The organism is Candidatus Syntrophosphaera thermopropionivorans (assembly GCF_004353895.1).
GTDB classification, from domain to species: Bacteria; Cloacimonadota; Cloacimonadia; order Cloacimonadales; family Cloacimonadaceae; genus Syntrophosphaera; species Syntrophosphaera thermopropionivorans.
This window is the reverse complement of the sequence record NZ_SMOG01000001.1, coordinates 289864-302706: the sequence shown is the minus strand read 5'-3', so window position 1 is coordinate 302706 and position 12843 is coordinate 289864. Positions and strand designations below refer to the sequence as shown.

Genomic DNA, 12843 nt, shown 5'->3' with positions numbered 1-12843 from the left:
CCTCAATAAAAAAGCAAACAGGGACATTCCCTGTTGCCAATGGGTTATTTTTTGGATAAAGGATAATTCAAATATTACCTCATATAACGCTGCATTCTGCGCTGTAGCTTAATCATTTTACGACGAGCCACATTAGCTTCACGTTTTTTCCTCTCGCTTGGCTTCTCGTATGCCTGACGCTTCTTTATCTCAGAAAGAATTGCGGCTTTCTCGCATTTCTTCTTAAACCTTTTCAATAGGTAATCAAAGGACTCATTTTCTTTGGCTACGACTGTTGGCAATCAAATCACCTCCTTATTTTATTGTAAAATTAACTTATAATTTAACATTATCTTATCTGTCAAGATGAAAATGGTAAGACTAAATTATATCTTTTCTAATTGATACTATAATAGATACTATGATTCCTCTAAAAACCTTCTCTTTTTAAGGCTTCCTCATTTAAGTTGTAGCATTTCTTAACTTGTCCTTAAATTTATATTTTTGCAAGTAGGTTTACCTTCCCATGACCTCTTCCAGCATCATAATCAAAAACAGAAAGAGATCTATTTCATCTTGACATAAAGAATATTATTTTTTATCAGTTTTTTAATTATTTAACCTTGGAGATAATAATGGAAAAATCAAATAAATTTACCTGGATTCAGACTTATAAAGAATTAGTTGAATACCTAAAAAATATGAAAGATAGACAGAAAGAATTAATTCGCTTATTAGAAGAAATTCTTGGAGAAAAACCAAAAGAAAAAGAAAAAGATAAAGGTTTAGAATTTGAATTAGAAGAAATAGACCCCTTTACTTTCATTTCATATTTAAATAAATTTGGTCAAGCAAAAAGACTTCAAATTATACAGAACTTAGCTAAAAAGCTTAATTTGACTGTACCAGTAGATATAGATGGCGTCCCTTCTACAAATCCTCAAAATGTATGGTGGTTTCCTGTAAAATCGGAACGCACAAATAATGAAATTGAAAAATTATGGAACTTTTTCTATCTGGCAGTTGAGAATAAGATAACAGATGAAGCTTTTTCAGAAATCCTACATATGAAGGGTATTGGAATTTGTAAATTAACTGATGGATTATATTTAATAAATCCTGAAAGCTATCTTTGTCTTGATGACCCTGTAACTGATTATTTAAAAGATAAATATAGCCTGACAATTAAAGTTGATAAAAATACAACCTATCAAGATTACTTACGAATATTAGAAGAAGTAAGAAAATATACTGACCTACCTTTTTATGTAATATCTGATGAAGCCTGGAACTATCATAAAGATAAAAAGAAAAAAGATGAAACAGTAGAAAAAAGAGAACCAGAATCGGAAACTAATATTATTAATACCAGTTTTCCACTAAATCAAATTCTATATGGTCCTCCTGGAACTGGTAAAACCTATAACGCTATTAATTATGCAATCCAAATTACCAGACAAATAAAGCCACAAAATGAGATAGAAAGAAGAAAGATTTTTAATGAATTGTTAGAAGAAGGAAGAGTTGTATTTACAACTTTCCATCAGAGTGTGAGTTATGAATATTTCATAGAAGGGATTAAGCCAGTTACCCATAAAGAGCAGAATAATGCTATAAGTTATGAAGTGCTTCCTGGAATATTTAAAACTCTTTGTGATAGGGCAACTTTGCCTGATGGAGTTGATTTTGAAAAAGCTTACAAGACATTGTTGAATGAATTAAAAAAAGGTCCAATAAATATATCTTCAGATAATAAGATCTATAGAATAGTTTTAAATCTGGATAATGAATTATATATTTACCCAAAAGAAAATCAGGATAAGGGCTATACTATTCCAAAGAATACGCTGATATCTTATATTTTAAACCGAAATATCCCTGAAAACCTTACAAACTTTTGCAAAATTATAAAAAAACAATTGAAGAGTTATGGCTGGAACGACAAGAGTGGTAAAAAAGATAGCTATGTTCTTATTATAGATGAAATAAATAGAGGCAACATAGCTCAAATCTTTGGTGAACTGATAACCCTTATAGAAGCAAACAAAAGAAAAGGTGAAATAGAAGAACTGGAAGTGATTCTACCTTATAGTAAAACCAGTTTTAGCGTTCCTTCCAATCTTTATATTATCGGTACTATGAATACCACAGACCGTAATGTGGAAGCTTTAGATACAGCTTTAAGAAGAAGATTCAGTTTTATAGAAATGGAACCTGAATATGATAAATTTAAAAATGAGAATATAGAAGATATCAATCTTAAAGATCTTCTTAGAGTTATTAATGATAGAATCATCGGTCTCCTGGATAAAGACCATTGCATTGGTCATAGTTATTTTATGAATGTAGAAAATTTACAGGATTTAAAACAGGTATTTTTTAATAAGATAATTCCACTTCTCCAAGAATATTTCTATGGTCGTTATGAAAAAATAGGCTTAATCCTTAGTTCTAAATTTCTTAATCCTATAGAATATAAAGAATCAAAATATTCTAAACTCGATTTTCCCTATGAAGAAGACCTTGAACATACGGTATATTTAATCAAAAGTGAAAATGAAGTTCCCGATGAAGAATTTAAAGAAGCACTCAAGGAAATTATGACATCATAAAAATCTAATGAAAATCAATAAGATAACAATCTTTGAGCATAATAAACTGATTGTAGATAAAGAATATAATGGTGTTATATTTAAGGAGACATATTACAATCAGTTAATCAAGTTCTATAATGAGCAAAAAGAAAAGGATAGTCTATATACTCTAATTGCTAACGGTATAAAATTTAAAGAGTATGTAGGTGTTATTCAGATAGGTAATCTGCAGATTGAAGTGCTCCCTAAAGCGGATAAAGACAGCACAGATGAGAATAAATGGCGCAAATTGCTTATTAATATGCTTAGAGAAATTGAGTTACAGCTGATAAAAGCTCCCTCTTCAAGCTGGCTGAAATTAATTCCCAATTCAATATTAGAACTCTATTTTGAAATATTTATCTCGGAACTGGAATACCTCATTCATACAGGTTTAATTAAACAATATCAGCCAGTAACTTCTAATCAGGCTGTTTTAAGAGGCTCTCTTTATTTCCCTAAACATATAACTCATAATCTGGTGCATAAAGAGCTTTTCTACACTCGTAATATTACTTATAACTATGACCATATCTGGCATTCTATATTTAGGGAAACTATTCAGCTTATCAAAACCTTAACGGATAATGCACATCTGCACAATCGTATAAAAGTACTGGAACTTTATTTCCCTGAAGTGCAAAAAAGAACTATTACGGCTCAAACTTTTGCAAATTTAAAATATAATAGAAAAACGGAAAGTTATAGACCGGCAACGGAAATAGCAAAACTACTTCTTCTAAACTTTCATCCCGATTTAAGTTCTGGCACAAATCATATTCTTGCCCTTATGTTTGATATGAATAAACTATGGGAGAAATTTATCTATATAACACTTCGGAAGCAATTTATACGGAATCAATCAAAATACAATGTTTACGCTCAACGCAAAAAACTATTTTGGAGTTCGGAATATAATAAAAGAGAGATTAAACCTGATATTATCATCCAGGAACAAACTAATGAGGCAAATAAACAGACTGATTGTTATATTCTGGACACTAAATGGAAAGTTCCAGAAAACATTAATGCTATACCTTCCGATTCAGATTTAATGCAGATATTTGCTTATGCTAATATATTTAATACTCACAAAAATGCTCTGATCTATCCTGGAAATCCTAAAAACAGTAAAAAGGGTCATTATGAGTCGCCTGAAGATACTCAAAAAGAAACTATTGGTTGTGATACCATACTACTTGAATGTAAGGAAAATATAAAGGAATTTCAGGAATCTATTTATAGCACAATATCTGAATGGCTTTCCCAGAAGATGGAATAATAACCATGCTTTTCTAAAACTTTCTTTCATTTTATAAAGATTACAATCTCCTTATTATAAGGTATTTCCAATAAAAAATCTGGACAAATTTCAGTTTATCCAGCAATAAGATTTAAAGGTTAAAAAGGAAGGGAAATATATGGAAGTTCATAACTCTGAAAATCTTATAAAGTTATTACAAAGGACTTATAACTTTAATAAAATACAATTCTGGCTCAATGGAGAATACATCACTGCAGAAATTCCTCCTGCTCAAACCACTCTTGAGTTTTTACATAATAATCAACACTTATATGGAACAAAATGTAGCTGTAATGAAGGAGATTGTGGAGCCTGCACAGTTGTTATTGCCTATGTAAAAGAGGGAAATATAGTCTATGAAGCCATCAATTCCTGCCTCTATAATGCTGCAAAACTACACGGCAAACATTTAATAACTATAGAAGGATTAGGCACTCCTGAACACCTTCATCCTATACAAGAAGTTATGTATAAACAACATTCCTTGCAATGTGGATACTGTTCACCTGGTTTTGTTATGAGCCTCTTTGCCCTTTTAGCCAATTCTTCCCATCCAGACGAAGAGGAAATCCTTGCCGCTTTAGAAGGAAATCTCTGTCGTTGCGGAAGCTATCAAAGCATTCTTAGAGCAACAAGAGAGCTTTCAGAAAATTTTACCCCTTCTGATATAATTCCAGATTGGTGTAGAGCAATTGAACCAAGATTATTCTGCTTTAAAGACAAATCAGAAACCGTGCAAAGGACTGGAAAGTTATTCTTCCCTTGCACTTCTTATCTTATCCCCAGAAGCTTACCTGAGCTAAAAGATATTTTACAAGATGAACCCGAAGCTGTCTTTATAACTGGTGGTACTGATGTGATGGTGAGAATGAATATCCAGAAAGAAGAGATTCCTGTCTTGATTGATTTAAGCGAACTACCAGAGCTGAAACAGATAAATTATACTAACCAAGGAATAATAATTGGTGCTGGAGTTACCTATTCCGATATACAGCATTCAGGAATTATTAAATCTGATTTACCTTCACTATACGAACTGGTTAATAAGATAGCTTCCAGGCAAATCCGTAACTTTGCCACTCTTGCTGGAAATATTGCAAATGCTTCTCCTATTGGAGATACCCTTCCTCTTTTATTAGTTATGGATGCATCTTTAACCCTATTATCTTCCTCTGGTATCAGAGAAATTTCTCTACAAGATTTCTTTCTGGATTATAGAAAAACAAAACTACAACCAAAAGAAATCATCAAAGAGATAATCATTCCAGTCCCGGCAAAAGATGCATTTATTAGAACCACTAAAGCAGCAAAACGTAAGGCAGTAGATATTTCATCTGTAGTTAGTGCCATAAAGATAGTATCCGAGAAAGGAATAATTAAAGAAGCCCAACTTGCTTTTGGAGGTGTGGCACCTATTCCAAAACTTTCATCTAAATTTCCAGAACTACTCATTGGAAAAAGCAAAGAGGAAATAAAACCTCTGGAGTTTGCAGAAATTATAGCTGCAGAATTCAGACCTATATCAGATGTTCGGGGTTCAAAAGAATATCGTCAGCTGGTAATCAGAAATCAGGTTCTGAACTATCTTCAAGAATTCCTTGAGGGAGGTTTCAATGAATAAATCCTATCCTCATATCAGTGGCAAATTGCATTTAACTGGCTCATCCCATTTTATCGCTGATGAAATTCCTTTACCAGAAATGCTCTATGCTAAATTCCTCTTTTCACCTGTAGCTCATGCAAATATTATTGAACTGGATATTAGCGAAGCAAATGCCTTCCCTGGGGTAGAAAAAGTTATTACGGCAGCAGATATTCCTGGAATAAATCAGATAGGACTGGTAATTCAGGATGAACCTTTATTCCCTGAAAAAGAGATTATGTATATTGGTCAGCCTCTGGCAATGGTTTTGGCTCAAGACGAAAAAATAGCAGAAGCTGCCGTTAAACTTATCCATCTAAAATATGAAGAATTACCACCTATCTTTGAAATTGAGGAAGCTGATGAAAAAGGTGAATGGTATGTCCCGGAACGAAAGATAGAATCTGGTGATGTGCAAAAAGCTTTAACTGAATCAGAATTTATTCTTCAAGGAATCACCGAAACACCAACTCAAGAACATTTCTACCTGGAAACTCAGCGTTGTCGCGCTATTCCGGGAGAAGATGGTCAGATTTTTCTTCATACTGCAACTCAAAGCACTATGGAAGTTCAGGAAGTCGTCTCCCGATTGTTAAACCTTCCTGCCAATCACATAATTGTTGAAGTCCCTCGTTTAGGTGGTGCTTTTGGTGGGAAAGAACGAGGCGGAACTATCTGGGCCACAATGGCAGCTTTAGGCTGTTTTTTAACTCATAAGCCTGTTCAAGTGCTCTTAGAAAGAGAAGAAGATATGCGTTCCACAGGAAAGCGACATCCTTTTCAGGGACGCTGGAAAGTAGGATTTGATGCTCGGGGAAAAATTGAAGCTCTGGATATAGAACTACTAAGCAATGGAGGAGCTTACGCTGACCTTTCTATAGCCATTCTGGAAAGAGCTATGTTTCATGCAGAAAATGCTTATTTTATACCTAATGTCCGTATCAGAGGACGTGCCTGTCGTACAAATCTCCCACCTAATACTGCTTTTCGTGGGTTTGGTGCTCCCCAAGCTATTTACATTATAGAATACATTATGGAACAGATAGCTCAAAAATTGCAGCTTGATCCTCTTAAATTACGTGAATTAAATGCTTATCGCTCTGGTGATATCACTCCTTATGGACAAAAAGTTATGGAGAGCAATTTCCCTGCTATTTTTGAAAGATTAGCTAAAAACAGCAATTATCTGCAACTAAAAGAAGAAGTAGAACAATATAATGCCCTACATAAAGACCGTAAACAAGGACTGGGTATCGTTCCAGTTAAATTTGGTATATCTTTTACCACCACGCATATGAATCAAGCTTCAGCTTTACTTTGGATTTATATTGATGGAACTGCATCCTTAACCACCAGTGCAGTGGAAATGGGACAGGAAGTAAGCACTAAATGTGCCACGGTAATTTCAGAAATACTTGGCATACCATTTGAACATATCCGAGTAGAATGCAGTAATTCCCAAAGAGTGGGAAATTCATCTCCTACTGCTGCATCAACTGGTACGGACTTGAATGGAAATGCTTCTCGGATTGCAGCTGAAAAAATTAAATCCCACCTGCTTCCTATAGCTCAGGAAATGCTTAAGAATCAAGGAATTGCTTGTGAACTGGAGGAAATTTGCTTTAAAGATGGAACTGTGTACTCTTCCGATTATCCAGAGAAAAAGATTGAATTTAAAGACCTAATCCGTCAGGCTTATCTTTCTCGTATTCCCTTAGGAGCTTATGGATACTATAGTACACCTTCTCTTTCTTTTGACCGTGAGAAAGGAAAGGGTTCACCTTTTCATTACTTCGTTTTTGGAGCTGCTTTAGCCCAGGTTCAGATTGATTTATTAACCGGAGAACACCAAATATTGAAAGTCTATATTGTCCATGAAACTGGAAATAGTTTAAATGAAGATATTGACCGAGGTCAGATTGAAGGTGCTTTTATTCAGTCTGCGGGTTGGTGTACCTGTGAAGAAATTCCCCGAAATGGTAAAGGACATTATCGTGCTATCAATCCTTCTACCTATAAGATTCCTACAGTCAGAGACTTACCTCTTAATATACAGATAGAAATGATTTCTTCAGGAAGTCAATATGCCAGCATTTTTGGTAGCAAAGCTATTGGGGAACCTCCTTTCATTTATGGTCTAACCGTCTGGTTTGCTATCCAGAATGCCATAAAGAGTGTTGTCCCTCAAGCATTATTAAAGTTTCCTGCCACTCCTGAAGCAATTCTTCTTGCTTTACAAAGAGAAAAGGAATTTGATTAAAGCAGTAATAGATTTAGGAACCAACTCTATTAAATGTATTATCGCAGAGATAGATAACAATAGTATCCGTATCTTAAAACAGGTAACCTTCATCACTAAATTAGGCAGGAAACTGCAAAAAAACGATGAGTTAGGTTTAGAGGTTCAAGAGGATGCCATTGAAGCCTTAAAATCTATCCAGCAACTATGTAATACACTTAAAGTTGAGCAAGTTGTATGTGCTGGAACTGAGGCATTACGAAGAGCTCAAGATTCTGCTTCCTTTCTGAAAAAGATTAAACAACAATTTGGCTGGCAAGTTTATGTTCTTTCACCTGAAATGGAAGCTAAGCTTATCTTTCTTGCTTCTTCTAATATCATACCAGCAGGACAAAAAGCAATGCTGGTTGAAAGCGGTGGAGGTAGCACAGAATTTATTTTTGGATACCGTGAAAAGTTCCTTTCCTACAACTACTTTTCCTTTGGAGCACTAACTTTAACGAATAAATTTATTCATAACGACCCTATTTCACCAGAAGAGTTTAATGCTCTTAAGGACTTTCTAAAGCAAAAGTTAGAACAAACTTTCCCCGAACCAAAAAATCTTTTCTCAGTTGCCAGTGGCGGTGGAGCGACCACTTTAGCTTCTGTGAGTTTACAATTAGCACATTTTGAAGACGAGGCTATTCATAACTATTTTCTTACTTCAGAAGAGATTAAAAGACAAGTGAAACTATATAAAACTTTGAATAGTGAGCAACGCCGAAAAATTAAAGGAATGCAGCCCGGACGAGAAGACATTATCCTTGCCAGTGCTGTCATTTATCAGCAGATAGCAACCCACTTTAATCTTCCAGGATTTATTATCTCTTCTCGTGGAATTCGTTATGCCCTGCTACAATATGAACTTAAAAGTTTAAATTAATTGATAAATAAAAAATGGTGGGCCCAGAGGGAGTTGAACCCCCAACCATCCGGTTATGAGCCGGAAGCTCTACCAGCTGAGCTATAGGCCCCCACCTTTCAATTTAACTTTCATTTAAATCTCTACTTTTATGTCAAGCAAAATCGCTAAGTGCATTATTTACAAAGATATTTTAACTCTCTCTTAGCTCTTCCTTAGCTCTTACTTGTCTTTTTCAATAAGAAAGAGATAGGAAACAGATAAGATAAAACACCAAACAAGCTCATAAAATCCCAATTTTTTACTTATTGGAACATTGAGAAATTACCCACTTAACCTACTCAACTTGATTTTCCCTACACCTTAGAAGAATATATGTCTCTGCTAAAATATGAGGGGGAGTCAATAAGTTAGATTCAGCTAACTCCTGGGGGATGAGTATCGTAATCCCCCTCACCTATTAATAATCAGAAACTCATCTGTATCCCAGAGAATAAGTTTGTTTCAACCCCCTCAAACGGGTCAATTGCTTTAATATACTTACTCATCTATAGTACATTATATTATCCATATAATTTCAATTTGACTCTTTTGTCAAGCATATATTTACGCAGGTTATTAACTAATCTAAGATATAACCATCTATGAAATTTATCAAAGAAAACTAAAGGGCACGAATCCAGAAAATTCGTGCCCTTCATTTCATTTATCAATACCTGAACAGTTCTTTATAAATAATCCAATCAGGTATGATGTTGCTCTTTCATATTATTTCATCAGAATCATCTTCTTAGTGTCGCTATATTTACCAGAATTCATCTTATAGAAATAGACTCCACTGCTCATTGTATTCCCATTTTTATCCTTTCCATCCCAGACGATAGAATAATTGCCAGGAGTCTTGATTTCATTATTAACCAGAGTTCTAATCAATTGTCCTTTAGCGTTATAAATGGTTATAGAAACTGGAGCGGTTTCTTTAACACTAAAGCGAATGGTAGTCTCAGGATTGAAAGGATTGGGGAAGTTACCATATAAACCAGTATTTAAAACTGGGACGGTTGGATCATCATTACTGACTATATACCCACCAATACTACGGATACAGAAGTCATCCACATAGAATATAAATGCATCGTTAGAAACACAATGTATACCTATCCAGATTTCCTGATTATTATAGGAAGAAAGGTCAAAATTATATTCAGTCCATTGAATGGGAGCTTCCACATAGTTACCAGTAGTAATAATCTGGAAGGTGGATAAATCTATATTCGGTGATGTAGAAATTCCCACCTGGAAACGTTCCAGACCATAAGTGTCAGTTTGGGATTTAGCAAAGAATTTTACCGAACTTGCTGTTCCCAGATGAACCTTAGGTGCAATCATCCAATCATTGTTAGGAGGATTAACTGCAGCAAAAGAAGCAGCCATTTTTGAGCCATTATGTGGAGCTACACTGGTCATAGGAGGTGTTGTGGCACTGGGATTGAAAATAATGAAAGCCATTGGACTTTCTGATCCCGGAAAAATTACATTGTTAATACCATAAGTTTCAGATTGGTCTACATCATAAAGGGACCAGGGTGGAAAGACTAAGGCAAAATTCTCATAGGTTTCAAAACCATCTTCAAAAACAATTTGCGGTTCTTGATAATCCACGGTAACAGTCACGGTTACAGGAGCAGATTCATCATTGGGATAAACGGCTGTAACACCATAAATATAGGTGCCATTCGGAACATTCTGATCAGTGTAGGTGGTAGTTAAAGGGTTAGTTATGGTGGCAATTATAACATTATCACGATATACTTTAAATCCAGTAAGTGCTCTGTCTTGAGTTGATGAACCAGCTTTAATGAATAATTCAGTGGGAAGTTGAGGGCTAACCCAGTTCAAAGTCACATTATTCTGCTGCACTGTTGCGGTTAAATCTGTTGGAGGTGGAGGAATAATAGTTACACTGACAGGACCAGCTGGTGCAGATTCACCATAAGTGTATACTGCTGTTACCGTGTAGGAATAAGTTCCAGAAGTTAGATTCTGATCAGTATAAGTAGTAGTGGAAGGATTAGTTATCGTAGTAACAACAGTGCCATTACGATAAACTTTATATCCCGTTAAATTCCGATCTCTATAACTACTATCCAACTTATTATCTCCCACCAGAGTTAAAGCAGGACTTTGCCAGTTTAGAATAACATTAAATCCTTGCACTTGCGCAGTTAAATTAGTTGGAGGATAAGCTGGAGGTGTAATTGTTGCAGAGACAGGACCAGCTGGTATGGATTCACCTGCTGTATAAAGAGCAGTAACGGTATAGCTATAAGTTCCAACGGTAACACTAAGGTCATTGTAGAAAGTTGTAGCAGGATCATTTATAGTCTGTAATAAAACACCATCACGATATACTTTATACCCTAATAAATCACGATTTAATGCATTACTTGGTGCGTTCCAGCTAAGAAAAACATAAGTATTATTAATCACTTCGGCTGTCAAATTAGTCGGAGGATTCATTGAATCAACATTTAACACTATAGAAAAAGTATCAAGATACAGATAGAACGTATTAGCTGGACTATGACCGTGAAATCCTATATAATAATTACCCGTTGTGGCTGGTGTGAAAACTATCTGTCCTTGCTCATAAACTATATTGGAAATATTATTGTTTTCAAATAGGAGATTGGTGAAAGCTGCTACATCCGGTGCTGTGCCAGAATAAACTGATAAAGCTTCAGTGTAAGAACTACTATTAGCACGATAATAGAACTTAATTATGTAGATTTGACCACCGGTTAAATGTAAGGGAGGGCTAATCAACCAATCATCCATTGCAATAGATGAATTGTAACGAATTCTAACAGAATTTGGAGCAGTATGAGCATTACCTGCATTAGTTTCCCAGGTATAGGCATCATTATTAGCATTGATAGTTGACCATCCCACTGGTAAAGCTGGAGGAGTTACATCATCAAAATGTTGATTATAAGGGAAATTATAAACTGTTGGATCTGCCAGAGTAGTAAATTGCCATACGGGACAGTTTAAAGCATCACCTGCAACATTATTAAAAGGAACTATTTTCCAGTAATAGACCGTGCTATATTGTAAATCCGTAGGATGGTCATAGACGGTGGTAGTTTGAATCAAACCATTAACCAGATTGGTAGGAGGATTATCTGTTCCAAAATAGATTTTATAACCATCCACAATGCCACCTCCGGAACTCCAGCTTAAATTAGTATTAATAGGGACATTTATTGCATTATTAGAGGGGTGTGGATTTTGAGCTGGTTCTGGAGGAGTACCTTGCTGAGGAGGAGAAAAAGTGAAAATTAAACCATTAGGTGGATACACAGTATTCGTTATATCGCAAGTTGCAGTATTTATTGTTCCTGCTGTAGTGGCTGTCCAATCAGTAGTAGTGGTACGATTATTAAAATCCTGGGCAGAATCACCTCTTAAGCCTACTTGTACAGTTTTAGCTGTAGACACATAAACGACATTAAATGAACCATAAGCAAAAACTACCTTATTACCGTTTTCCCAAAGTTGAATTTGAAAATTTAAATCATCATTAGCAGCAGTAGTAGGAACTCTACGATAGTGTTTCCACTGGATAATAAAAATACGATTAGGTTCTGTTCCAGTTAGTAAATAACTTAATTCACCATTATCTCTACTTTTAATATCCCGTGCTAATGCAGCGACTACATTATTAGTGCCTGTGGCAGCACTTATGGGAAGATTACTTAAAGCAACTTCTGGTCCAAAGGCAATAAAGGCATTAGTTTGAACACTGATTTGGTTGTATTCAACGCCATTATAAGTAAAAGTAAAACCTAAGGGAATGGCATTAAAGCTTTCTTGATCGTTTGCAGTAGTGCCCAGAACAGTTCCTCCAGTAATCTCTGTGTAAGTTCCTAAAACTGAAGAAAAAGCATATTCGCTAACCTGAGCTCCTAAACCAATTACTGAAAATGCAAGTATCAGTAAAAGTGTAAGTTTGAAATATCTTAATTTCATCATATCTCCTTTATAATGTTATATGATAATTCTGTTATTCATTATAACAGCATTTTATATTCCATCATTTTAAATTATAAAAATTATCTAAATAAAAACTAATAATTTGGT

The 12843-nt window shown here is 34.9% G+C and carries 7 protein-coding genes and 1 tRNA gene; 5 read left to right on the top strand and 3 right to left on the bottom strand.

What is annotated here, in order from left to right; genetic code table 11:
• Positions 1 to 74 precede the first annotated feature (74 nt).
• Positions 75 to 281, bottom strand: coding sequence for a 30S ribosomal protein S21 (rpsU, locus tag E0946_RS01210; protein ID WP_133200641.1), 207 nt, complete (start codon positions 279 to 281; stop codon positions 75 to 77).
• A 333-nt stretch (positions 282 to 614) separates the two neighbouring features.
• Between rpsU and E0946_RS07315 the strand changes: the two genes are divergently transcribed.
• The 5 genes from E0946_RS07315 (at position 615) to E0946_RS01185 (ending at position 8721) form a co-directional block, all read left to right on the top strand.
• Positions 615 to 2591 (top strand): McrB family protein, encoded by a 1977-nt coding sequence (locus E0946_RS07315; protein ID WP_243713682.1) that lies wholly within the window; start codon positions 615 to 617, stop codon positions 2589 to 2591.
• Between the two features lie 7 nt (positions 2592 to 2598).
• Positions 2599 to 3894, top strand: a complete 1296-nt coding sequence (locus tag E0946_RS01200; protein ID WP_133200640.1) for an McrC family protein — start codon at positions 2599 to 2601, stop codon at positions 3892 to 3894.
• A 139-nt stretch (positions 3895 to 4033) separates the two neighbouring features.
• Positions 4034 to 5536 (top strand): xanthine dehydrogenase small subunit, encoded by a 1503-nt coding sequence (locus tag E0946_RS01195; RefSeq protein WP_133200639.1) that lies wholly within the window; start codon positions 4034 to 4036, stop codon positions 5534 to 5536.
• Positions 5529 to 7817: a xanthine dehydrogenase molybdopterin binding subunit gene (locus E0946_RS01190; protein WP_133200638.1), complete on the top strand. Its 2289-nt coding sequence runs from the start codon at positions 5529 to 5531 to the stop codon at positions 7815 to 7817. Before E0946_RS01195 ends, E0946_RS01190 begins: the two co-directional genes overlap by 8 nt.
• Positions 7810 to 8721 carry a Ppx/GppA phosphatase family protein gene (locus E0946_RS01185; RefSeq protein WP_165942046.1) on the top strand — a complete coding sequence of 304 codons (912 nt, stop codon included), beginning with the start codon at positions 7810 to 7812 and terminating at the stop codon, positions 8719 to 8721. The genes E0946_RS01190 and E0946_RS01185 overlap by 8 nt, the downstream gene beginning before the upstream one ends.
• 15 nt (positions 8722 to 8736) lie before the next feature.
• Here E0946_RS01185 and E0946_RS01180 read toward each other — a convergent pair.
• Together E0946_RS01180 and E0946_RS01175 are read right to left on the bottom strand one after the other, a co-directional pair.
• A tRNA-Ile gene (locus E0946_RS01180) sits at positions 8737 to 8812 on the bottom strand.
• Positions 8813 to 9468: 656 nt separating this feature from the next.
• Entirely contained in the window at positions 9469 to 12732 is a 3264-nt protein-coding gene (locus tag E0946_RS01175) for a T9SS-dependent choice-of-anchor J family protein (RefSeq protein ID WP_133200679.1), read from the bottom strand.
• Positions 12733 to 12843: the final 111 nt, after the last annotated feature.

Coding starts and splice junctions, on each gene's coding strand:
- E0946_RS07315 (WP_243713682.1), top strand. CDS start 615: ATGGAAAAATCAAATAAATTTACCTGGATTCAGACTTATAAAGAATTA.
- E0946_RS01200 (WP_133200640.1), top strand. CDS start 2,599: ATGAAAATCAATAAGATAACAATCTTTGAGCATAATAAACTGATTGTA.
- E0946_RS01195 (WP_133200639.1), top strand. CDS start 4,034: ATGGAAGTTCATAACTCTGAAAATCTTATAAAGTTATTACAAAGGACT.
- E0946_RS01190 (WP_133200638.1), top strand. CDS start 5,529: ATGAATAAATCCTATCCTCATATCAGTGGCAAATTGCATTTAACTGGC.
- E0946_RS01175 (WP_133200679.1), bottom strand. CDS start 12,732: ATGAAATTAAGATATTTCAAACTTACACTTTTACTGATACTTGCATTT.